This window comes from Bacillus sp. CGMCC 1.60114 (genome assembly GCF_042676365.1).
Classification (GTDB): Bacteria; Bacillota; Bacilli; order Bacillales; family Bacillaceae_G; genus Bacillus_A; species Bacillus_A rhizoplanae_A.
Map to the genome: position 1 here is coordinate 114,522 of NZ_JBHTHG010000112.1, position 24,415 is coordinate 138,936.

Below are 24,415 nucleotides of genomic sequence, written 5' to 3' on the forward strand. Positions count from 1 at the left end.
AAGAAATGTAATTTGTTTTCAGAACCAACTACAGAAAAACCTTATGTAGATTATAATTTTTTGGATGCATTATTTAAAGTTATGATTCAGAATGATTATCGTGCTTTGCCTACGCAATCTAGTCAATCCATCATGAAAAATGTATTCCAAAATTGGAAGTCTTTTTTTACTAGTTTAAAAGATTATAAAAAGAATCCAAATAAATATACTGGAAGACCTAGAATTCCAAAATATATTCGTTCTTCTGAAAAAGAGATTCTGTATACAAATCAAGATTGTGTCATTAAAAATGATAAGTTTCTAAAGTTTCCAAAGACAAAATTGCAATTAAACATTGGGAAATTAGGGTTTACTGAAGGTAAATTGAAGCAAGTTCGTGTCATTCCAAAATACAATGAGTATGTAGTGGAATTGGTGGTAAATGTTCCTTCAGAACAACAATCCGTTGAAGAGAATGGGCGTTATATGAGTATCGATTTAGGTATTGATAATCTTGCAACCATTGTAACAAACACAGGTATGAAACCTGTACTTGTTAAGGGCAAACATGTCAAAAGCATAAATCAATATTACAATAAAATGAAGAGCCATTTTACAAGTGTTCTCAGGAAAGGTAAACAAACAAAGGAAGGACCTTTTACTTCTAAAAGAATAGAAAAACTTCACCAAAAGCGTTACCTGAAAATAAAGGACATCTTCCATAAAGCTAGTCATCATATTGTAAAACTAGCTCAAGAAGAGGAAGTTTGCAAAATTGTGATTGGTCAAAACAAAAGTTGGAAGCAAGAAACGAATATGGGAAAGAAAAATAACCAAACGTTTTACCATATCTCGCATCGTGTATTGATTCAAATGATTACATACAAAGCAAATGCAGTAGGCATTCAAGTTATTGTAACCGAGGAATCTTACACATCAAAAGCAAGTTTTCTAGATCATGACTTTATTCCAACGTATGGAGCAAATGACCAAAATGCAACTTTTTCAGGAAAACGAATGAAGCGTGGTATGTATCGTTCTGCAAAAGGAATCGAAATCAACGCAGACGTAAATGCTGCGGCTAATATTTTACGAAAAGTAGTCCCGAATGCATGGACAAACGGGATAGAGGGGTTAGGCGTGAAACAGCTCGCTAGTGTGTTAACTCCACTGACGTTAATCGTCCGTTAGGTCGAAACGTTAGAAACCCCCACTTCAAGCTTTGCTAAGTGGGGGAGTATTCATTTGTAATATACACATCCTGCCAAAACAACTTTCAAGAAACAAGCTGAATAATCATTACACAACCTTCACCAAAATTTTACGTGAAATTCATGAAACATCTCTATAATAAAACATGTAAGCTTTGTCCCTATTATTATACAAGCTACCCTCCTTATACAACGTTCTGTAATAGAACGTTGTTTTTTTATTGCTAAGCAGGATTCCTTCTTCCGGTCTGCGAATTTGTATGTGCATACAATACTTGGAGAAGGAAGGAGAAAAACATGAAATATGAACGCTTTATATTATGGAATGGGAAAATCATTGATACAACAAGCAAACAACCTCATATTGACTTAGAAGAACGAGGTCTACAGTTTGGTGATGGCGTATATGAAGTCATTCGCGTTTATAAAGGGACCTTGCATTTATTAGACCCACATATAACAAGATTATACCGCTCTATGGAAGAAATGGAGCTCACCCTTTCTCTCTCAAAAGCTGAACTTATCGCATCTCTATATGAACTGCTAGCAAAAAATCAATTTCAAGAAGATGGCATCGTTTATCTTCAAATTTCACGAGGTATTCAGCCACGTGTTCATGCCTTTTCCTTTGATGCAACTCCAACTATTTATGCATACATTCGCAAAAAAGAACGCCCTGCTTTATGGATTGAATATGGAATTCGGGCCATAACAGAGCCTGATATCCGCTGGCTGCGCTGCGATATTAAGTCACTGAATTTAATTCCAAATGTATTAGCTAGTACAAAAGCAGAGCGAAAAGGATGCAAAGAGGCTCTTCTCGTTCGTGACAGCATTGTCACCGAAGGAAGCCACTCTAACTTCTTTCTTGTAAAAAACGGGACACTATATACACACCCTGCCAACCATCTCATTTTAAACGGTATTGTTCGGCAATATATTATATCTCTTGCCCATACATTACATATTCCCCTGCAAGAAGAACTGTTTCGTGTTCATGACGTATACAAAGCAGATGAATGTTTCTTTACGGGAACAACCTTTGAAGTAATGCCGATGACACATCTCGATGGAACCGCTATTCAAAATGGGCAAGTCGGGCCTATCACAAAATTGTTACAAAAAAATTTTATTCAAAGTTTTTCCAGTTCTAGCGTCTTTTGGTCTTGAAAACGGACAATTCCTCCTAAAAAACTCCAAATATATGAATATAACTCCAAAATAAGGTGCATATTTGCACCTTTCTTTTTTTCGTTACCTTTTTTATGATATTCGGATTTCTTCATAAGCATTGACATCAATCGACAACCATCTTAGAATTTTTATAGTTGGTAAATTTTTCATTACCTTAAAATACAGACAGAAAGGAATCGACAAACTATGAAAAAATATCTTGCCGGTCTTGCGGCAGTGTCTGTGGCAGGTGCAGCAGTACCGACAATGGATACGGCTCAGGCAGCTGCACAAACCACACAACAAACTGCAGCGCAAACAGCTCAAGTAAAATCACAAAACACAACAAAATATACAGTAAACGCGGACATATTACGCGTTCGTACAGGTCCTGGAACTTCTTATGAAATCATGTCTCGCGTACACGAAGGAGACACTCTAAACGTAATTGGACAAGAAAATGGCTGGTATAAAATTAAGCATAATGGAAAAATTGGCTATGTTAGCGGTGAGTTTGTAAATGCGGGCACTACCGCTTCTAAACCAAACGATAACACAACTGTTCGACCAGCAAGTGGAAACTATACAGTAAATGTATCTTCCCTTCGTGTTCGTACAGGCCCTAGCACATCACATACACAGTTAGGTTCTCTACATAAAGGACAAGTTGTACAAGTCGTTGGCGAAGTACAAGATTGGTTCAAAATTAACTACAGTGGACAAACAGCTTACATTAGCAAAGATTATGTAACAAAAGGCGGCTCTACTACAGATGCTGCACAAGGTAACCAACAGCAAAATAATAACAGCAATGTTACAGTTCAAACTGGTGGTACATACATTGTAAACGCTACATCTTTACGCGTTCGTACAGGCCCTGCTACATACCACAGTGTAATTGGCGGCGTATTAAACGGACAAACATTAAACGTAATTGGCGCTGAAAATGGTTGGTTCAAAATCAAACGTAACGGAACAACAGGTTATGTTAGCAGCGAATTTGTGAAATTTGTAAAAGGTGGTACTGCTCCATCTAATCCGTCTACATCTAATCCGCCAGCAACAAACAACGAAACCCCAGCGCAAGGAAGCGGGACATATTATGTTAATGCAAGCGCACTAAATGTACGCAGCAGTGCTAGTACAAACGCAAGTGTAATCGGTGCCTTACCACAAGGACAAAAAGTACAAGTACTTGCAGACGAATACGGCTGGAGTAAAGTAAACTATAACGGCCGCACTGGCTATGTAGGCACTCGCTTCTTATCTAAAACACCTGTAAGTAGCGGGCAAGAAAATACGCCGGCTGAAAAACCGAATAACGGAAACAATAACAATAACAGCAATACAAGTAATAACTCTGGTGATACGTCATCACTACTTTCATACGCAAGATCAATGGAAGGTGTTCCATACGTATGGGGCGGTACTTCTGCAAGCGGTGTTGACTGCAGTGGTTTCATTTATCACGTATATAAGAAGTTTGGTTATTCAATCAGTCGTCAAAGTGTAGCTGGATACTGGAGCAGCTTCCAACATACATCTAACCCACAACCAGGCGACTTGATCTACTTCCAAAACACATATAAATCTGGTCCATCTCATATGGGTATTTACCTTGGCGGCGGTACATTTATTCAAGCCGGTGACAATGGTGTTAAAGTAGCTTCAATAAACAACTCATATTGGAGCAGTCATTTCTTAGGATATTCTAAGCCTTATTAATTGATAGTTTTCGAGCCTTCTAGATTGCTAGAAGGCTCTTTTTATTATGTAAGCTTCCCGTTTTTTTACTCCATAAAACACTATTACAAAATGATCCATTTCACATGTCATATGTGTTTACTCCACTTATTTTTTTCCTATTCTGACTTTTCCACAGACGTTTGACCTCTGATGTCTGGTGTGATAAGTTACATAAGATAATATTTTCAGAGAAACATAGCAATTCTACTATTCGTAATGTTTCGTCAATTTAGAGAGGAGATTTTACAAGCATGAATGTTTTATGGGGAATTGGCGGCGTGCTTGGAATTTTGGTAATTGCAGTTTTACTGTCTTCCAACCGCAAAGCTATTAATTGGCGCACAATTTTAATTGCGCTTGCACTTCAAATTACTTTCTCCTTCATCGTATTAAGATGGGACGCTGGAAAAGCTGGTTTAAAACATGCTGCTGACGGCGTACAAACTCTTATTAATTTCTCATATGAAGGAATTAAATTCGTTGTTGGTGGTTTAGCTGACTCAAAAGGTCCTTGGGGCTTTGTCTTTGTTATTCAAGCATTACTTCCAATTGTATTTATTAGCGCACTCGTAGCCGTATTATATTATTTTGGTATTATGCAATGGTTTATTACAATTATTGGCGGCGGGTTAAGCAAACTTCTTGGAACTTCAAAAACAGAAAGCTTAAATGCTGTTACAACTGTTTTCTTAGGACAATCGGAAGCACCGATTTTAATTAAACCTTACCTAGATCGTGTAACAAATAGTGAATTCTTCGCTATTATGGTTAGCGGTATGACGTCTGTTGCCGGTTCCGTTCTTGTCGGCTATGCAGCAATGGGAATACCTCTTGAGCATTTACTGGCAGCTGCGATTATGGCTGCACCTTCAAGTTTATTAATTGCAAAATTAATCATGCCTGAAACAGAAAAAGTAAATAATGATGTACAACTTTCTACAGAGCGTACAGATGCAAACGTTATTGATGCAGCAGCACGCGGTGCATCTGAAGGAATGCAGCTTGTTATTAACGTTGCAGCCATGCTTATGGCATTTATTGCATTAATTGCTGTATTAAACGGTCTACTAGGATGGATTGGTTCTTGGTTTGATATCAAACTAAGCCTTGATTTAATTTTTGGTTACATTCTTTCTCCATTTGCTGTATTAATTGGGGTTCCACCACATGAAGCGATTCAAGCAGCTGGTTATATCGGACAAAAACTTGCAGTAAATGAATTCGTTGCATACGGAAACTTAGCTAAGCATATGGGAGACCTTTCTGAAAAAACAAACATTATTCTAGCATTTGCTATTTGCGGCTTCGCAAACTTCTCATCTATTGCAATTCAATTAGGTGTGACAGGTACACTTGCTCCTTCACGCCGTCAACAAATTGCACAGTTAGGAATTAAAGCAGTAATTGCTGGTACATTAGCTAACTTCTTAAACGCTGCCGTAGCAGGCATGATGTTTTAATATATAAATCCCTTTTAAGTTTTTCACTTAAGAGGGATTTTTTATATACAATTTAATGGTTCAATCAAATCGATTGACTCATCTTCCTTCTAATTACACATATTACAAATAACCTGTGATATTTACATTAGGGGGCGTTTACCATGAAAAGTACATCCCATAAAGTATTATTAGTATGGATTGTACAAATTCTTTTTTATTTCGGTACAGTACAGATGACCGAATACAAATATGCTCTTATCTTTACGATTATGTATGTGACTATTCATTTGTTATTCCTATTTATTCCCGACAAACGAGCTTTTGTACTCTTTATTATCGGAACCATTCTTTCTGTTTTCTATTTATTTTATGAAGCATGGTTATACTTATGGACCACATCAGAACAACTCAGCTATATCGTATTTCATTTTTTTGCAGCTTCTAATTTCTTCCTTATTTACATTTCAACTTATTTACTCAAACAAGTTGTTCACGAAAATAAACGCTTAACAGAACAGCTTATAAAATTAGAACAATATATAGCTGGTACAAAATTATTAACAAAACAAGAATTTGTAAACCGCGGCATACTACTTGAAGCTGCGATGAAGCGCCGAGATGAAACAGGGGTTCTCATCTATTTTGACTTTTCATCTTTCAATACATATACGCGCGACAGCGTGAGGGATCACGTTGCCTCTCTACTATTAGAAACAGTACGCAATAATTTTGACCTAGTGGGGAAATACGATGATGAAAAACTTGTCATTCTCTTGCAAAACACAAACGCAGCAGGAGCAGAGATTGTCATGAACCGATTACACGAAAAGATGAAAACGTGGCTAACCAATGCTGCAATCAAACAAATTCAAATGAAACAAGAACAAATTGGAAAACAGGAGTCACCTTCACTATGATGGCACTCATTCTTCTTATTTTATTTATGTTATTTTGTATACTTGTTTTTTGGATTAGCATCGTCTTTTCGATCAAATATGTTCTTATTTTTACAGCATTTTTATTTGCCGGCTTACTTGCTTATTACTCCTTCTTAACTGTCGCCGGGTTAATTCATCGCAATCAGAAACAAAAAAATCGCACACTTTCACATTATCCTAGCGTTGATATTTTAATTCCTGCTCATAATGAAGGTGTCGTAATAAAAGATACATTAGAAGCAATGGCAAACATTGAATATCCAGGTAAACTAACGATTTACTTATTAAATGATAACTCGCACGATGAAACAGGAGAAATTGGCGATAGTTTTGAACAAGTTTATACACACATTCGGCATATTCGTGTTCCGCCTGGAGAACCGAAAGGAAAATCACGCGTTCTAAACTATGGATTAAGCATTTCGGATGGTGAATACTTTTGCGTGTACGATGCAGATAACCAACCAGAACCTCATGCCCTTCGCATGCTTGTTGAACATGCAGAAACAGTAGAAAATGCCGTTGGAGCAGTCGGACATGTACGAACGGTGAACGAAACACACAACTGGCTTACCCGTATGATTTCACTCGAATTTCAAGTTTTTCAGCTGCTTATGCAATCCGGGCGTTGGCTCTTATTCCGAACAGGCTCTTTAACGGGAACAAATATGCTTCTTCGCCGCTCTGTTTTAGAAGAACTCGGCGGCTATGATCCTTATGCAATTGCAGAAGATGCCGAACTCACACTTCGAATTACCCGTAAAGGTTATCTCTTACCAATTGTGCCTGAGTCTATTACATGGGAACAAGAGCCAGAACATTTGAAAGTATTGATTAAACAGCGCACACGATGGTTACAAGGAAATCTATATATTTTAGAGAACATACTCTCTTCCTTTGATTTCTTCAAAGGAAAACTTCTTGTTCACTCCTTACAGCAAGTATCGGTCTATGTCGTTTTTTGGCTGTTTCTCATTATTTCAAACGCTTGGTTCATCATCGGCTTACTCGGTATCTTTCATATTCAATACTCGATTCCACTCTTATTTATGTGGTATGTTGCATACTTGACATATACATCTCAACTATTCAGTGCACAAAGCGTCGAAAACACATTCACACCGATAAACATATTTATAAGTGTCATTATGTATTTCACATATGCCCAGCTCTTCACATACTTGTTTATCCGAAGCCTCATCCTATATTTACATGCAAAAAGCAAAAAACAAGTCATCGGCTGGGACAAAACAGTACGATTTAAAAAGGATAAATGAAAAAGCGGAAGCGGCTTGCTCAGAATCGCAGGGCGTTGGAGCTCTCGACCAAGAGGCGCTTTTTGCCTCGCCCGAGAGAGCGAAACGACCGGAGATTCTAGCCGCTGGAGCAGAACTAGCGATACGATACAAACGAGTTTCTACTATATATAAAAAAAATAAGCGCGGAGCTGCCGTATGCTCTGCGCTTATTCTAGCCGTAAATTTTATATATCGAACTAATACCCCTTAGCTGAAAGTTACTTTACGCCCATCCCCCAACGAACGTAATACTCTCTTTATATACGACAAAAGTGGATCCTACTTTTGTGAAACCAATTGCTTTTCTGTTTCCTTTGCAGGTTGTTCTATCTTTCGCTCTTCGTTATCATGTACCGTTCGGTGTACAGCACGCTTTAAACAAATGTGCTTCCACTTTCGTTCGTAACGTTTCATTGCTCTGGATGTCCTCCCCTTAGTTGCCGTAAAACTTAAATTGAAATCGCTTACAGGAAATAATATAACACATTCAAGTAGATGTGACAACACATTTTCGACAATTTTTTGTCAATATCACACAAAATGAAAAATTTCTTAACTAAGCAGTTTCTTTTTTCCTTCTATCTACAATAAAGTGAAACCCCTATTAGTGGTCCTCCACTGAAACCAATCGGGCTTTTACGGGCAGCTATCCCCCATCTATCCTCTTCGTTTCTCTCTGAGTCTTGAGGTAGAGGTCCTACCGCTCACTAATAGCGGGCTATAGGATACGTATTTCATTCTTTGTGATATGTTACAGAGATGCAAAAGACCGAATTTGTTCTATTACCCCCCCCCCTCTTTTTGTAACAATTATGTGGTGATTTTTCGTAAAATAGGGCTATAATTTGTGAAAAATAAACAAACTGATTATATTTACATAACTATTTTGGAAATAAATTAATAAAATACACAAGGGAAGTAATACTTTCATAACACTGTCGTAACATTACCGAAACACGATTAACTTCTCTAAAATATTTACTCCCCTCTCTTAAATCCTGTAACATGTGATAAAATCCCTTAAAGCTCAATAAAAAGGCGTTTTTTTTGTATGGTTTTTTATATTACAAAGTATTAATGAAGTATTACGAATGGTTTGTAATTGTGTGATTTCCCATTTCCGCTAAAAATCTGTTGCTATAATGAGGACACGAAAACAAAAGCATTGGAGGCTATTCATGAAAAAGTTACTTGGTATAGCAACAGCAGCAGTTTTTGGTCTTGGGATTTTCACTTCTTCTGCACAAGCAGAAACAGTTGTTACAGCTGACGTATTAAACGTACGAGAAAACCCTTCTATTGAATCAAAAGTTGTAGGTAAAGTATTAAATGGTCATACATTAGATGTTAAAAATACAGAAAACGGTTGGCTAAAAGTGAACCTAAATGGCAAGGAAGCATTCGTAAGCTCCGAGTTTACGAAAAACATCTATTATGTAACAGCAAACGCATTAAACGTACGTGCTGATGCAAACACAAACTCAGAAATTCTGGGTACATTAAAGAAAGATGATGTGATTGAAACGACACATCAAGTTCAAAACGACTGGTTACAATTTGAATATAACGGAAAAACAGCTTATGTGAATGTTCCTTATTTAACAGGTACTGCACCTGTTGCGACAGCACAAGAACAAGCAGCTCCTGCAAAAGCACAACCGGCTAAAGCGCAAGCAACGCAGACTGCTACTCAAACAAAAGCTGCACCAGCTAGTGGTCGTGAGTTAACAGTGGTAGCAACTGCTTACACTGCTGACCCAAGCGAAAACGGCGGCACACATGGCGGTCATGTATTAACTGCTATGGGTCATGACTTAACAGCAAATCCAAACATGAAAATGGTTGCTGTTGACCCGAAAGTAATTCCACTTGGATCAAAAATCTGGGTAGAAGGATACGGAGAAGCAATTGCTGGTGATACTGGCGGTGCAATTAAAGGAAACCGTATCGACGTCCTAGTCGGCTCTGATTCAGCTGCAAACAAATGGGGACGCAAATCTGTAAAAGTGAAAATTATAGACTAACTGCTATTGCTATAAAAAAAGACAAAGCCAGCTCTCATTAGTTGAGAGCTGGCTTTTATTTTTCTTATAATAAAGTGAAACTTCCATTAGAGTGGGAGTATTACTGCCTGCGAATAGCGGGATAGAAGAAAAGGAGGCACCTCTGTGAATGTAAACGCAAAAGTTGACTGGATTGGCACGCCAACCCCATATATATATAAAGACACTTTCACATACGATGCAACTGCAATTGATTTTTCATTAGAGCATGACGATAACCGTTATAGACTCATCGTATTACAGCAAGGTAAAGACGTGCAGTATAAAATTATGCAATACGGCGTCAAGCCTGGCGGGCAAAAGCCTTTTCCGATTGATACTGGCCACCACTTCAAAAATAAAACTATTCCTTTAATCGAAAAGATTTTACAAGATCCTTATGTACAAAGTGTATTACAACAAAAGACTACCTCGTAAAAGAGGTAGTCTTTCTTCGTTAATTCTTTGTTTCTGTTGTTCCTGATATTTGCTCGCTCTTTAGCGTATTATTTGCTCCTATAGAGTGATAAAGTAATTTTCCTTCTGGTGTGACTGTAATAATATGCTCGTTACTAAAACTTTTAAATTTTACAGATGCATCACCATAATCTTCAAATGTTTTTGATGTAAAACTTGATTTTTTCTATTTTTATACTCATTGTGTTTATAATGTAGAAGAAGGAAATCTTTTGCGCGGAGGAACGTTATGCTGCAACATTCAATTACGAAAGATGAGATTATGGAAATCGCCAATGAATTTTTGAAAGGACTGGATCCACAACAAGCATCTGATAAAGAACAAGTATCAAGTGCGCTTCAGCTCTACCGTAGCGGCCTCGTGTATAACGTTGATTTTGATGGATACACATTATCGGGGACAGTCGAAAACGATGGGGATATTAATAGTGTAAACATTCCTATTCGAAACGTGTCGGAAAGCTATTGCGATTGCTTTTCACCGACGCAATGTAAACATATGCTCGCAGTCTTATTCTATGCAGCTGCAAGCTTCGGACAAGTGGGAGACATTCTAACTTTATTTAAAAATAAAAGTAAACCTACTCTTCCGCCTATTCGCACAGCACGGCAAATGTTGCAAACGACAGATTTTAAAGATACGGATTACAAAAGCTGGCTTGCCTATTTTGAATCTGAATACAATACATTCGCAAAAGAACAGAAGCGCCTATCATACAAGCAAATGTATTTTCTGATGAACATTTTTACAGATTTTTATATAAAAATTGAACGAAAAGCACCGCGCATTGTTGCGGTTCACGAACTATTTAAACTGAATGTAGCGCTTTTTTCTTTCCAAAAGCTGCTTGAGGAAATACAAATATTTGAAGATGATAAACTCTATTCCTATCATCAGCCCATCAATATTATGAGGCTCTTTGTTGATAAAATTGAAAACATTGTACGGGATTTGAAAGCTGAACCACTCTCAGATGTGCTTAAGCCGTTTTTGCACAGCACATCAGAAATGTTACATACGATCTTCTTTTCAACCTCTTCCTATACGCAGGAGCGATTCTTTATTTATCGCCATATATGGGGGGAGCTGTTCGCAGAACAAGCGAGAATACAAGAAGAACAGGAGCGGATTGAGACAAAAATTCATCCCTTATCAAAAGCACTTGCATCCGCCCACCTTCTCTTTCTACAGAAAAAAGATGACGAAGCAATGAATGTACTAAGAACACAGCCACCGCAAGTCGTTGGACTTTACTTCGACTGGCTCGAAGATTTATTAAATTCCATGCAGTGGGAACGGGCAGAAAAGTGGCTATCATTCACTTACAAGCGAGTAAAGGAGACGATAACTGCCGAGCACGATTCATACTTTGTAAAAGATGTTGTCCGTTTATTTATGATGATGTATGAAACATACGCTAACCATACGAACGAACAAGCTGGCTATGAAATGATTCTTCAAGAATTATTGCCATATAGTTTTGTAAGTTACGAGCAATATGTACTTGCTAAAAAGCAATATCACACATGGACAGAGCTTCATTTACTACATGGATTTGAAGCCATTGAATTATTAAAAGAACCGTTAAAAGAAATTGAAAAGGAAGCGCCAGAAGCTGCCCTTCCGCTCTATCATTATGCTGCAATGCAAGCCATTGAAGAAAAGAATCGAAAATCATATCGCAGGGCGATTCGCTACTTGAAAAAATTGAGAACACTTTACAAAAGGCTCAAAAGAACAGACGAATGGGATTACTTTATTATAATGATTGCCTCCTCTCACTCACGGCTACGGGCATTGCAAGAAGAATTGCGGAAAGGAAAGTTAATCCATGACGACACAAATTGACATTACCATTCGGCTCGAACGAATGAAAGAAAATTGGTTTCTTTGGGCGGAGGATGAAACGGGAAACAGCTTGCCTCTAAGCAGTTGGAAACAACATGCGTTCACATGGCACTCCACTTCGTTCTACGGAACATTTCTGCAAGAAGGAACATATGAACAGCGAAGCGGTATCATTTTGAGCACTGCCCAAGCATTTGAATATATCGCCAAAAAGCCGGTAAATTCATTTACAAAGCTGCAAACAAGCGCAAGTATTACCGAACTCACGCCAGGCGCCGAGCAGGCCTGGGAGGCTTATACAACAGGAAACTTCCTCCCAGACATAAAACACTGGGGCCAATATCCATCCTGGAAAATCGCTCATGAAGAAGAAATGGATGAAACGATGCAAAAGCTGTTTTCAGAAGCAATTAATGAAACACTCGGGCATCATACTCGTTCTGGCGATGCATGGGAGGATGCAGAGCGCCTATATGAGCATTATGACTTTACGAAACGACAACTTGAAACGGCTATTCACGAAAACGATTGGCTGCGTAAAATTGGCTATATTGAGGATGATCTACCATTTGCAATTGGGCTCCGATTACAAGAGCCAGAGAATGATTTTGAAACGTGGAAGCTTGAAACGGTACTAACACCAAAACGCGGCACTCAGCGAATATCCGTATATACAGGCGCCGATTCGCTGCCAAAAAGGTGGATAAACCATGAAGAACGTATTATCGAAACGCAAGAAGGCTTCGGGAAACTCGTACCTTGGTTAATAGAAGAAGATGTATTTCGGAATGAGCTGTATGAAACGGAAGCATGGCGCTTTTTAACAGAAGCCAGCAATGAATTATTGGCAGCTGGTGTTGATATTTTACTGCCATCATGGTGGCAAAACTTAAAGGCAAATAAACCAAAGCTGCGTGTCCAAGTGAAACATAATGCGAAAACAGGACAGGCATTCTTTGGAATGAATACGCTCGTAGATTTTGACTGGCGCATTTCTACAAACGGCATCGATTTATCGGAGGCTGAATTTTTTGCGCTCATTGAACAAAACAGACGTCTTATTCACATAAATGGACAGTGGATGAGACTTGATCCAGCGTTTATCGAAGAAGTGAAGAAGCTGATGAAGAAAGCAGACAAGTACGGCCTTGAAATGAAAGACGTCGTGCAGCAACGGCTACTTCGAAGCGCAGAAACAGAAGTAATCGAAGAAGAAAATCCATTTGCAGATATGGAATTTGAATTCGATGATTATTACGACAAACTGTTTGAAAGATTGTTGCACATTGGAGAAATTCCACCAGTCAAGGTGCCGGCTTCCTTACAAGCAACATTAAGACCATACCAGCAGCAAGGTGTCGAGTGGCTCCTCTACTTAAGAGAGCTAGGATTCGGTGCGTTGCTAGCCGATGATATGGGGCTCGGCAAAAGTATTCAAACAATTACCTACTTACTATACACAAAAGAACACAACCTAAAAACAGGCCCGGCACTCATCGTGGCACCTACATCCGTCCTTGGTAACTGGCAAAAAGAATTTGAACGTTTTGCACCGAGCTTACAAGTGAAGCTCCATTACGGCGGCAACCGGGCAAAGGGAGAAGACTTGCCTGCTTTCCTGCAAGATGCCGATGTGATTCTTACATCCTATGCACTTGCACAGCTTGATGAAGAAGAGTTAAACACACAACTATGGGATGCGATTATTCTCGACGAGGCGCAAAATATAAAAAACCCGCACACAAAACAATCGCGTGCGGTTCGGAATTTACGAGCAAATCATAAAATCGCTTTAACAGGAACACCGATGGAAAACCGTTTATCAGAGCTATGGTCTATTTTTGATTTTCTGAATCACGGCTATCTTGGCAGCTTGCCGCAGTTTCAGCGCCGCTTCGTAACACCAATTGAAAAAGATCGCGATGAGACAAAGATTCAGCAAGTACAGCGTTTAATCGCACCATTCTTACTGCGCCGCACGAAGCAAGATAAAGCAGTTGCCTTGAACTTACCAGATAAACAAGAACAAAAAGCATACTGCTCGTTAACAGCAGAGCAAGCATCGCTCTATGAACAGCTTGTTCAAGATACATTAAAAAATGTAGAAGGATTAACTGGTATTGAGCGCCGCGGGTTTATTTTGCTCATGTTAAATAAGCTCAAACAGATTTGTAATCATCCAGCTCTCTATTTAAAAGAAGACACACCAGCAAACTTAATTGAGCGTTCTATGAAAACAGAAACATTATTAGAACTCGTGGAAAACATACGCGACCAGCAGGAAAGCTGTTTAATTTTCACGCAATATATTCGAATGGGGAATATGTTACAAACATTGTTAGAAGAACATTTTGGAGAGCGTGTCATCTTCTTAAACGGGAGTGTCCCGAAGAAAGAACGTGATAAAATGATTGAGCAATTCCAAAGCGGACAACACAGCATTTTCCTGCTTTCTTTAAAAGCAGGAGGAACAGGTCTCAACTTAACCGCGGCCAACCATGTTATTCATTACGACCGCTGGTGGAATCCTGCTGTTGAAAACCAAGCAACAGACCGTGCTTATCGCATCGGTCAAAAGCGGTTTGTTCACGTGCATAAGCTCATTACAACAGGAACACTTGAGGAAAAAATTGATGAAATGCTAGAGCGGAAACAATCGCTTAATAATGCGATTATTACAAGCGAAAACTGGATTACAGAGCTATCAACAAATGAGTTGAAAGAATTACTAGGTGTATCCGTCAATTAGACAATAACAAAAAAAGTATGTATGCCACGGCCTCTCCCAATATTCTACCTGGGAGAGGCCGTGAAGTTTTTCTTGGAATCGCTCCTGATTATACAATGTAACATAGCGTAATACATACGTTGTCAAAACAGTTTCCTCGCCTAGAATGACTCTTTTTATATCTAATTGTTCTAGTTATTTCACATAACTTTTAGATGTCTATTGGAACCCTTGTTCAGAATGTAAACAGGTTTGCGATGATCGTTTCATTCCCTTTAATTGTTCTAATATAGAAACCACAAGACTTAAATCGTTTTATAACTTATTTGGCATGTTTCCTATTTCATTCAATCCTTGATTTTGAACGTTAGATAACATTCTTCTCTTCATCTATAGAACCATGAGCAGTTTTACGTTTAGATACAAAATAAGAAAGAATAACCAGAGTAGTAATCATCATAGTTAAGAAAAACTGTGAACGCATAGAATCAATGAATGCCATGGCAATCAGAATAACGAACATAGCAATAATCGTTACGTATGTTAAGTAAGGAAATAGCCACATTTTTAGCTTCATTGCTTCTGAATTTTCTTTTTCCAACTTTCTTCGCATACGTAAATGCGAAACAGCAATAACAAGATAAACAAGTAGCGCAATAGCTCCAGACGCATTCACTAAAAAGAGAAATAATTTATCCGGAGACACAAAATTAAAAATAGAACAGATGTAGGCAAAAAATGTACTTGCTAAAACAGCTCTTACGGGTACACCATTCTTACTTACCTTTAAAAGTGCACGTGGCGCATTCCCGTTTTGAGCAAGAGAAAATAGCATACGAGAGTTCGTATATAGAGCTGAATTTAAACAAGAAAGAACTGCGACTAGAACGACGACATTCATAATTTGAGCGGCAGCTGGAATACCAATCATATTAAGCATTGTTACATACGGACTTTCAAGCGACTCAGCGGAATTCCAAGGGAGAAGAATAACCAGTACACTCACTGAACCAATAAAAAAGAGTAGAATACGCCAAACAACACTGTTGATTGCTACAACTACTGATTTTTCCGGATTAGATGATTCGCCGGCTGCAATTGCTGCAATCTCCGCACCAAAAAATGAGAAAATAACAGTAATAATACCAACAAAAACGGAAGCAAATCCCTTCGGCATAAATCCCCCGTGTTCTGTAAGATTAGACAGCCCTGGTGATTCAACTCCTGGGATAAAGCCAAAGATAATCGCTACCCCTATACATATGAATGCAATTATTGCCACAATTTTAATCATCGAAAACCAATATTCAAATTCACCAAACGATTTAACGGAGTAAATGTTCGTAAGCGTTAACAAAAGAGTTAAAATTAAACTCACTAACCAAATTGGCATAGAAGGAATCCAACCATGAACAATCGCTCCTCCTGCTGTTGCCTCGATAGCAATAACAATTACCCAGAAAAACCAATATAACCATCCAATGGTATAACCTGCCCATGGTCCAATCGCTTGTCGTGCATAGGTGGAAAAAGAACCACTGTCTGGATTCACGACTGCCATCTCCCCAAGCATACGCATGAGTAAAACGATAAGTAAACCTGCTATTACATAAGAGAGAATAGCACCAGGGCCCGTCTCGTGTATAACCGCCCCACTACCTACAAATAAACCTGCCCCGATAATTCCGCCAAGAGAAATCATTGTTACATGCCGTGATTTTAGCTGTTTCTGTAGTTTGTTCTGCTGTTGCTCCATTATTTTTATCTCCCCCAAATACTTATTCAACCTACTTGATGCAATTTTTATGCCAATATTCAGTAAATTTAGAATGCCTTACAGCTACTGCATCCTATCATTATCATTTCGACACTTTTCGTATTTTCGAAGTGCAAAATTAAGTCTAATTAGCATTAACTAAGTCGATTATGACTTATATTCTTTTGGGTACCGGACCTTAATCCTATTTGGACAGATTACTATCGTCAGCTGGCCAAAATATTAGCTTGAAAGGCATACGTCGGGATCCCTATTCGTTGTCTTTTTTGTTGCAGCTCATACAGCGTGCTATCCCCTATAAAAAGTCCAACGGGTCAGTAATTGGAAATAAAAAACCCCCTAAATAAACAATAGAAAAGAGCCCATCATACCAGATGGACTCTTTTTTACCGTCTACCTAAAGGGGAAGGATTTAGCTCCTTTTTCTTTTCCAAATCAGACTGCTTATTGCAATCCCCGTGAAACCACCGCACGTATCTAATACAGAATCCTGCCACATCGGTGTACGGTCGCCAGTAAAGGATTGATGAATTTCATCCATGCTCGCATAGGAAGCGACAAGAAGCAGCGCTAACCCAAAAGCTTGCTTTCGCTTGAAACCACACTTCAATAAAGCTAGATACGACAGTGCACCAAGAATACCAAACACAGTAAAATGAGCACCTTTACGAATAAAAAATTCGATAAAACCGCCTACTCCTTTGTCGGCAATGCTAACAGGTGTACCGCCGCCATAATCAATGGATACCCATGAAAAATGCTCTTTTACAAACTCTACATTCACATGTTTTGTGATATCCGAACGCATATCTTGCTTCTTATACGGCTGAGAAGAAGAATAAAAAATGACTCCCATCCATAATAAAACGGGAATCCAGAATAACCAGTTACGATTCATATTTGAAACTCCTTGTCCTATTTGTCCCGCTATTCGCGGGCAGTAAGACCCCCACTGCTGGAAGTTTCACTTTATTTCAAGCGTACCAAAAAATAGAAAAAAATTCACGCCAAAAATATGACCCTTCCTCCTATATATAAGACGAAAAGGAGGTGATAAACATGGCGATTCAAACGATTGTATCTGATATGAGCTTACGTCTTGTCCTAAACGGCGGCACAGACAAAAACGGTAAAGCCATCATGAAAAACAAACAATTTAAAAATGTAAAAACAAATGCAGACTTAAACAAAGTGCACGAAGTCGCAGCTGCAATTGCATCTTTACAACAGCATAAACTTGATGCAGTTCAGCTTGTCAGCACAACTGACGTATCCAACCAATAACAAAAGGAGGTTATAACAGATGGAAGTACTAGAACTCATTTTCTTAAAAGAAGACGGTAAAACGACAACCTTTTCTATTGAGAATCCGATTACACCTGTAAACGAACAAACCGTAAATAGTGTCATGGATACCATTGTATCCTCTGATATCTTCCTTACGCTTGGCCAATCCGCTCGTAAAAAAGGAGCACGGCTTGTCGAAAAGACTATTTCTGAAGTAAAGATCAACGCATAATTAAAAAGAAAGAGGAGTTACCGCTAAACTGCGGACCCCTCTTTCTTTTTTGGCATTTCAATTGGTATAAAAATATGTGAAATACCAACTGAAACGTATTTATAGTTTTCTTTCCCTAGCGTAAACTCTGTTGTATATGTCGAAAAGAAAATGTAATCATTACGCTTCGTGTAGTGATCAATAAGTAAGCCCACTTGCGGCTCTACATATTTCTTCGCTAGTTTCTTCCCAATTGTAGCTAACTCGCCAAAAAGCCCTTCTTGGTCTTCTTTCTCTACTTCCGTCAATTTTTTATGAATATCATTACGCGTCATAAGCTGCTTCGCTGCCCAATCCGTATATTCGCCTTTGCTCGGATTACTATTAGCTAAATATACAAGAAGTACTAGAGCTAAAGCGAGAAATACATATTTCCATTTCATATTTTTCACCGCCTATCTTTTCTATTTTCATTTATATGAGATTTCATTGCAAATTAGACAACCTGAATGTTATGAAATAAGCCTTCCATCAATGGGTGTTTTACCACCCGCGAATAGTGGAATGAAGATTTTTCAAACCCAATATATTTAACATAAATTTACAAATACTTTAATTTATCTTTATATTTTATTTTTATAATTGGAAATGTAATCCATTCTAACGATATATAAGGAGGCCTTTACATTGACTGAATTAGCTGATCGATATGAAATTTCAGCACATACAATGGCACTGGAACCATATGCTCATCCATTTTACCAGACAAAAATTTTGGACACACGCGGAACCTTCTTCTCAGCAAAAACACCATTACAGCTCATTCAGGAAAGTTGCCTTATGAGAAACTACTCTACTTATGAAGGCAAACGATTAGCCATTCGAAACTGTTGTCGGTTTAAACAGAACATCCCAATTCCTATTGATCATCAGCATTATATTTGTGCTATTCCTACAAGGTCACCTTCATCTTGGTCATGCTCCTGGTTATTCTACGCTCATATTGAAAAGCTTGAACGTCATGAGTTTCAGCACACAAACGTCTATTTTCGTAACGGCCAAACACAAATATTCCCGATCAGCCTCCACCAAATGGAGCTTCAATGGATAAAAGCTGGTCATATTTTAGCTAAGCTCAACCTTCTAGATAAAATGAAATTTTCAACAGCAGAACATTTCCCTCCCCTCCGTTGATGGTTATGAGCATGTCTTACTGCCCGAAAATATCAGGATAAAGTGAAACTTCCATCAGTGAGGGGTTTCTTCACCCCCCACTGATGGAAAGCTCTCACCAAGCGGGCTTTTACGGGCAGCTATCCCCCACCTATCTTCCTTGCTCCTCTCTGAATCTTGAGGTGGGGGTTATTGCCCATTAATGCGGGATAAACACAATGGCAAAAGTTAAGACATATCAAAAGGAGACAACCTCATATGTTGCCTCCTTTTTACTTCATTTTTTTGCCGCATACGCTCGCATCTTTTTCAGCGCCTGCCGATATATCCAGCGTACTTGATGATAAGTCATGCCTAGCTCAGTTGCAATCTCATGCATCTTCTTTCCCCCGTAGAAATGCTCCAGCAAAACAAACCTTTCTTTTGCCCCTAGCATACTCATATATTCGAACACTTCCGAAGGCTTCTCCTCATAGCCTATATTTTCTAGTATATCTCGCTCTGTGCAAGTTTGCCGGTCGTGAAAACGCCGCTCCTTCTTTAACTGCTCTAGCAAATAACCGCGCACCGTTACAAGCGCATATGCCAGAAAACTACCCTTCTCTTCATCATATTTGTCATACGCCCGCCAAAGCGCAATGAGTCCGCATTGGTAATACTCTTCATAATCTCGGTAAATACAAAGCTTCTTCATTTGGTTTTTATCATCTTCTCATACAATGATACTACTTCTGTAAAGGTAGCTGGCTTCATGTTTAGTCCATTTCCAAAAGGTATACCTCTTCGTTATTCCGCGGTACCTTTACCTTATAAAAAAACATGACAGCCTTCACCGCACTGCATTTCATGATAGATAAACAAAATTTCAAATTTACCTACGCAGCATTTGAAATTTTACTAGTCTTATTTAAAATTCTATAGCAATTTTAACCTCGGCACGATATAAAGGCACTTCGCCAATATACAATAAAAAAACGGCTCTACATGAGCCGTTTCTATAAACATGATCTTATATTACATTTTTGGGAATGAGCCGCCAACTGCTCCAAATCCCGCTGATAGAATAAAGAAAATTACAACAAGGATTGTCGCTTGTTTCTTACTTAAGCCTGCTGTAATGTACAATCCTAATCCTGTTACAACTAATCCCCAAATTTTGAAAACTTCAAATGCTTTTGCAATGCCATGTACAACGCCGCCAGTAGAAGCAAATACCGGTCCTAATCCTGTGTACATTTCTTGACCATTTCCGCCAAGAATCCACGCTAATCCCATATTAATAATGCCACCAATAACTGTAATAATACTAGAATAAACACTAATTGCTAATAACTTCTTATAAGACGTATCATTGCTCATAAACATCATAAGTATTTTATACAGAACTGCACCAAGCAAGAATGTAACCATTATGCTAATTAACCCCGTTACAAATACACTGCCTAATGCAATCGCTATAGGTACTTCAAAACCAAGCTCTTTATTTTTTGCGACAACTGCAGGGTCTGTCAAAGATAAATATGTAGCCGCAGCCGCGATAAGACCGCCTAATACAGCCATTAAGAAAAACGCACCCCACACCGGCGTATTACTTTTCATTCTTTCAAATTGTAAACTAGGCGAAGTAATCATTCCAAATAATGATGGCTTCTCTCCACTTACCTTCTGCGTGTTTACGTTCGCTTCCATATGTAAAACCTCCTTTTATTTCATACCCGTTCTAACGGGTGGTTAATTCCTACTTTTTAAGTAGAAACTAACCACCCATCAGAACTGGGTGTTATCCCGCTATTCGTGGGCAGTAAGATCCCCGATAGTGGGGGATAACTGCTGGCATGCGCCCGATTAGTGAGAGCTTTCCATCAGTGGGGAATGAAAAAAATCCCCACTGATGGAAGTTTCACTTTATAAAGAAATCTCCAAAAGTCTTCTGTTATTCATAACGCAGTGCTTCGATTGGATCGAGTTTTGCTGCTTTGTTTGCCGGAATTAATCCGAAAATAATACCGAGCGACATCGAGAATAGAACGCCGCCAAGTACAACTTGCCATGAAACGAGCGGTGGCCATTTCGCAAAGACAGAAACAATATAAGCGCCGCCATAGCCAAGGCCGATTCCGATAAGACCGCCAAGAAGCGTTAACATCACTGCTTCAATTAAGAATTGAAGCAAAATTTTTCCGCGCGTTGCACCAAGCGCTTTACGAACACCAATTTCACGCGTACGCTCTGTAACAGATACGAGCATAATATTCATAACGCCAATGCCGCCAACGACAAGTGAAATACCAGCAATACCGCCGATAATCATCGTCATAATACCTGTTACTTTCGAGATGCTTTCTTTCATTTTCTCAATATCAACAACTTCATACTTACCTGGAATATCATTTGATTTTCGGTCATTTAAAACACCAACTGCTTTTTTCCCTGCTTCTTCTAATTGATCAACATTTTTTGCTTGCACCTCAATATTTTGAATTTCGCTTTTTCCATATAAAGTTGGCCAAAGTGAAATCGGAAGTAATATTTCTGACATCCCCATGCCCATAAACTCATTATCAGATTTATACACTCCGATAATTTGCAGCGGCTGTCCCTTTACTTCAATAATTTTCCCAACTGCATTTTCCTTCGGATAAAAAGTATCCTTTGTTTTCGTGCTAATCATTGCAACGTTATTGCCATGTTCGACATCTGCTTCATTTAAAGAACGGCCTTCCATCAACTTAATTTTATTCACCGAAAAATATTCGCTATCAAGTCCGGTAATATTTGTCATGTCCTTTTTATCATTAATATCAAGCGTTTCCATGTTCGAATTTGACGTAACAACATGAGCGATTTCTGGTAATTGTCTCAATTCTAAAATATCTTCGTCTGTTAATGCAGGACGTTCTCCAATTCCCGCTGCAAACGGATCATCGACATCTGGCTGAAAATGAATGGGAATGACATTATTACCTGCACCGGCAAATTGTGACTTCAGCGTCGCTTCTCCGCCTTGTCCGATAGCAACGACAGTAATAATAGAACCGACACCGATAATAATCCCTAGCATCGTCAGTGCCGAGCGCAATTTATGAGCTAGAATAGAAGAAAGCGCAATTTTTATACTATCTAGTAAACTCATACGGCCCACCTTCTATCTTCTGTAACTCTTCCATCTCTAAGCACAATGCGGCGAGACGAATATGCAGCAACTTCCTCTTCATGTGTAACCATAACAATCGTTGTACCTTCTTTATTAAGCTGAGTGAAAATATTCATAACTTGTTCACCGGATTTCGAGTCGAGCGCACCTGTTGGTTCATCAGCCATAATAAACGTTGGATTGTTCGCAATTGCACGCGCAATTGCCACGCGCTGCTTTTGTCCGCCTGATAATTCATTTGGCAAGTGATACACGCGATCTGCTAATCCAACCTTTCCTAACGCCTCTAATGCTCTTTGACGTCGCTCTGCCTTCTTCACACCGCCATATATAAGAGGCAATTCCACATTTTCCACCGCTGAAAGACGAGGTAATAAATTAAAATGCTGAAACACAAAGCCGATATATTCATTTCGAATGAGCGCTAATTTTGACTCGTCTGCTGTTAAGATATTCACGTCATTCAGTATATATTCGCCTTCTGTTGGACGATCAAGACAACCGATAATATTCATAAGCGTCGATTTCCCCGACCCAGATGGTCCCATAATAGAAACAAACTCACCGCTATCAATCTTCAAGCCAATATCATGTAAAATAGGTACAGCTAAGCTCCCCTGATAATACGTTTTACAAATATTATTTAAGGTAATCATTTTTTCTTCACTTCCATTCCGTCAAACACTTTATCGGAAGGATTTTCAACCACCTTTTGTTCTACTGTGACGCCTTCAAGCACTTCTACCCACTCTCCGTCACTTGAACCCTTCTTCACAAGTTGCTTGCGAAGCTTTCCTTTATCTTCTACATACACAAATGCATCATCTTTTTCCTCTACAATACTTTTACGAGGAACTGCAACCATTTTCTTATTCTCTAAATTTACTTGCAGCGATACATGATATCCCGGTGATAATCCATCTTGTGAGTCGAGCGTTGCTTTATATGTATAATAAGACATATTTTGTCCTGCTTCTCCGCCTGCCACAGCTTGTGCATTGACGTCAGCACTTGTTGGATATTCGCTTACTTCTGTAACTTTTCCAGTCCATTTTTTCTTTGGTGCTGCTTTTGCTGTTACAGTAACAGTTTGATCTTTTTGAATTTGTGATTTTTGTAGTTCTGTTAATGTTCCTTGGACTTGGAACGGATCTTTAGAGGCGATTTGTAAAAATGGCTTTCCTTGGCCACCCATTGCTTGCGCGGAACCTTGCGTTGCATCTTTATCAAGCTTTTGCACAACACCAGCAAAATTACTGTAAATTGTCAGTTCATCTTGTTTTTTCTTCAACTCATCCATGTGGAGGTTTCCTTTTTCTTTTTCAAGATCTGCTGTTTTTTGCGTCATTTCAAGTTCACTTAATTGCGATTCTAACGGCTCAAGCACTTCTTTCCCTGCTCCGCTATCTTTCGCCTTTTTAATCTCTTTTTTCAATGAATCTATTTTTTTCGTTCCCTGATCAGAGCGCATAGACGCCATTTTTTGATCAATTTCTGCTTGTTGCATTTGCAAGTTAATTTCTTCATTATCATACGAGAACAGCTTGTCCCCTTTTTTCACTTCTTGTCCTTCTTTTACAGCAATATCCTTCACTTTACCTTTTGTCATATCTGCATAGAAGCTTTCAATATTCCCTGGTTTCACTTGACCAGAAATCAACTTTGTATTATTCAGCTGACGTTCTTCTACTTTTGCAAACTTAACATCTGCTGTGCTGCCCTTTTTCTTGCTCTGCATAATAAAAATATTTACAGCAGCAACTATTACAATAAGAGCAATAATTCCTATCACAATCCACTTTTTCTTTTTGTTCGGGGTATGAACGCATGCCCATCAACTTAAGAACAGAAACAAAATGAACCTTCATTCAAATACACTAAAAAACTCTTAGAGCACTTTTTACCTTTAAAAATGAGCATATCAAATAAA

The 24,415-nt window shown here is 38.6% G+C and carries 21 protein-coding genes and 1 pseudogene; 13 read left to right on the forward strand and 9 right to left on the reverse strand.

The window, feature by feature from the left end:
- From ACFQZ1_RS18360 to ACFQZ1_RS18385, 6 genes are all read left to right on the forward strand, one after another.
- Window positions 1-1,170 (forward strand): RNA-guided endonuclease InsQ/TnpB family protein (locus tag ACFQZ1_RS18360; RefSeq protein WP_377883633.1); only part of this gene is annotated, 1,170 nt, incomplete at its 5' end.
- A 317-nt stretch (window positions 1,171-1,487) separates the two neighbouring features.
- Complete coding sequence (locus ACFQZ1_RS18365) at window positions 1,488-2,360, forward strand: D-amino-acid transaminase (protein ID WP_377883634.1); 873 nt, start codon at window positions 1,488-1,490, stop codon at window positions 2,358-2,360.
- A 210-nt stretch (window positions 2,361-2,570) separates the two neighbouring features.
- Window positions 2,571-4,088 carry a C40 family peptidase gene (locus tag ACFQZ1_RS18370; protein WP_377883635.1) on the forward strand — a complete coding sequence of 506 codons (1,518 nt, stop codon included), beginning with the start codon at window positions 2,571-2,573 and terminating at the stop codon, window positions 4,086-4,088.
- Between the two features lie 272 nt (window positions 4,089-4,360).
- Window positions 4,361-5,569 carry a NupC/NupG family nucleoside CNT transporter gene (locus ACFQZ1_RS18375; RefSeq protein ID WP_377883636.1) on the forward strand — a complete coding sequence of 403 codons (1,209 nt, stop codon included), beginning with the start codon at window positions 4,361-4,363 and terminating at the stop codon, window positions 5,567-5,569.
- A gap of 143 nt (window positions 5,570-5,712) precedes the next feature.
- Entirely contained in the window at window positions 5,713-6,468 is a 756-nt protein-coding gene (locus tag ACFQZ1_RS18380) for a GGDEF domain-containing protein (protein ID WP_377883637.1), read from the forward strand.
- A complete protein-coding gene (locus ACFQZ1_RS18385) occupies window positions 6,465-7,766 on the forward strand; it encodes a glycosyltransferase family 2 protein (protein ID WP_377883638.1) in 1,302 nt (433 codons plus the stop codon). Before ACFQZ1_RS18380 ends, ACFQZ1_RS18385 begins: the two co-directional genes overlap by 4 nt.
- A 300-nt stretch (window positions 7,767-8,066) precedes the next feature.
- Here ACFQZ1_RS18385 and ACFQZ1_RS18390 read toward each other — a convergent pair whose 3' ends face one another.
- Window positions 8,067-8,201, reverse strand: a complete 135-nt coding sequence (locus ACFQZ1_RS18390) for a hypothetical protein (RefSeq protein WP_377883639.1) — start codon at window positions 8,199-8,201, stop codon at window positions 8,067-8,069.
- Window positions 8,202-8,965: 764 nt separating this feature from the next.
- On the opposite strand from ACFQZ1_RS18390, the gene ACFQZ1_RS18395 reads away from it, so the two are divergent.
- The 4 genes from ACFQZ1_RS18395 (at window position 8,966) to ACFQZ1_RS18410 (ending at window position 14,904) form a co-directional block, all read left to right on the forward strand.
- On the forward strand, window positions 8,966-9,811 hold the full coding sequence (locus ACFQZ1_RS18395; protein WP_377883640.1) for an SH3 domain-containing protein: 846 nt from the start codon (window positions 8,966-8,968) through the stop codon (window positions 9,809-9,811).
- Between the two features lie 144 nt (window positions 9,812-9,955).
- Window positions 9,956-10,267, forward strand: a complete 312-nt coding sequence (locus tag ACFQZ1_RS18400) for a DUF3910 family protein (RefSeq protein WP_377883641.1) — start codon at window positions 9,956-9,958, stop codon at window positions 10,265-10,267.
- Window positions 10,268-10,535: 268 nt separating this feature from the next.
- The gene (locus tag ACFQZ1_RS18405) at window positions 10,536-12,155 is read left to right on the forward strand and encodes an SWIM zinc finger family protein (RefSeq protein ID WP_377883642.1); all 1,620 of its coding nucleotides are present in this window, start codon (window positions 10,536-10,538) and stop codon (window positions 12,153-12,155) included.
- Window positions 12,139-14,904 carry a DEAD/DEAH box helicase gene (locus ACFQZ1_RS18410; protein ID WP_377883643.1) on the forward strand — a complete coding sequence of 922 codons (2,766 nt, stop codon included), beginning with the start codon at window positions 12,139-12,141 and terminating at the stop codon, window positions 14,902-14,904. The genes ACFQZ1_RS18405 and ACFQZ1_RS18410 overlap by 17 nt, the downstream gene beginning before the upstream one ends.
- A gap of 346 nt (window positions 14,905-15,250) precedes the next feature.
- Here the strand turns inward: ACFQZ1_RS18410 and ACFQZ1_RS18420 are convergent, their stop codons facing one another.
- Window positions 15,251-16,639 carry an amino acid permease gene (locus ACFQZ1_RS18420; protein ID WP_377883645.1) on the reverse strand — a complete coding sequence of 463 codons (1,389 nt, stop codon included), beginning with the start codon at window positions 16,637-16,639 and terminating at the stop codon, window positions 15,251-15,253.
- A gap of 433 nt (window positions 16,640-17,072) precedes the next feature.
- Window positions 17,073-17,558 carry a VanZ family protein gene (locus ACFQZ1_RS18425; RefSeq protein WP_377883646.1) on the reverse strand — a complete coding sequence of 162 codons (486 nt, stop codon included), beginning with the start codon at window positions 17,556-17,558 and terminating at the stop codon, window positions 17,073-17,075.
- A gap of 161 nt (window positions 17,559-17,719) precedes the next feature.
- Here ACFQZ1_RS18425 and ACFQZ1_RS18430 point away from each other — a divergent pair, with 161 nt between their 5' ends.
- Both ACFQZ1_RS18430 and ACFQZ1_RS18435 read left to right on the forward strand, forming a co-directional pair.
- A complete protein-coding gene (locus ACFQZ1_RS18430; RefSeq protein ID WP_336482235.1) occupies window positions 17,720-17,944 on the forward strand; it encodes a DUF1659 domain-containing protein in 225 nt (74 codons plus the stop codon).
- A gap of 19 nt (window positions 17,945-17,963) precedes the next feature.
- On the forward strand, window positions 17,964-18,179 hold the full coding sequence (locus ACFQZ1_RS18435; protein ID WP_377883647.1) for a DUF2922 domain-containing protein: 216 nt from the start codon (window positions 17,964-17,966) through the stop codon (window positions 18,177-18,179).
- Window positions 18,180-18,202: 23 nt separating this feature from the next.
- Here the strand turns inward: ACFQZ1_RS18435 and ACFQZ1_RS18440 are convergent, their stop codons facing one another.
- The gene (locus tag ACFQZ1_RS18440) at window positions 18,203-18,601 is read right to left on the reverse strand and encodes a DUF4359 domain-containing protein (protein WP_377883648.1); all 399 of its coding nucleotides are present in this window, start codon (window positions 18,599-18,601) and stop codon (window positions 18,203-18,205) included.
- Window positions 18,602-18,845: 244 nt separating this feature from the next.
- Here ACFQZ1_RS18440 and ACFQZ1_RS18445 point away from each other — a divergent pair, with 244 nt between their 5' ends.
- Entirely contained in the window at window positions 18,846-19,352 is a 507-nt protein-coding gene (locus tag ACFQZ1_RS18445) for a competence protein ComK (RefSeq protein ID WP_377883649.1), read from the forward strand.
- 256 nt (window positions 19,353-19,608) lie between these two features.
- Here the strand turns inward: ACFQZ1_RS18445 and ACFQZ1_RS18450 are convergent.
- From ACFQZ1_RS18450 to ACFQZ1_RS18470, 5 genes and pseudogenes are all read right to left on the reverse strand, one after another.
- Window positions 19,609-20,084: pseudogene (locus tag ACFQZ1_RS18450) on the reverse strand (sigma-70 family RNA polymerase sigma factor).
- Between the two features lie 261 nt (window positions 20,085-20,345).
- Complete coding sequence (gene yknW / locus ACFQZ1_RS18455) at window positions 20,346-21,020, reverse strand: YknW family membrane protein (RefSeq protein ID WP_377883650.1); 675 nt, start codon at window positions 21,018-21,020, stop codon at window positions 20,346-20,348.
- Between the two features lie 244 nt (window positions 21,021-21,264).
- Complete coding sequence (locus ACFQZ1_RS18460) at window positions 21,265-22,464, reverse strand: ABC transporter permease (RefSeq protein ID WP_377883651.1); 1,200 nt, start codon at window positions 22,462-22,464, stop codon at window positions 21,265-21,267.
- Window positions 22,461-23,141 (reverse strand): ABC transporter ATP-binding protein, encoded by a 681-nt coding sequence (locus ACFQZ1_RS18465; protein WP_377883652.1) that lies wholly within the window; start codon window positions 23,139-23,141, stop codon window positions 22,461-22,463. The genes ACFQZ1_RS18460 and ACFQZ1_RS18465 overlap by 4 nt, the downstream gene beginning before the upstream one ends.
- The gene (locus ACFQZ1_RS18470; RefSeq protein ID WP_377883659.1) at window positions 23,138-24,280 is read right to left on the reverse strand and encodes an efflux RND transporter periplasmic adaptor subunit; all 1,143 of its coding nucleotides are present in this window, start codon (window positions 24,278-24,280) and stop codon (window positions 23,138-23,140) included. The genes ACFQZ1_RS18465 and ACFQZ1_RS18470 overlap by 4 nt, the downstream gene beginning before the upstream one ends.
- Between the last annotated feature and the right edge of the window lie 135 nt (window positions 24,281-24,415).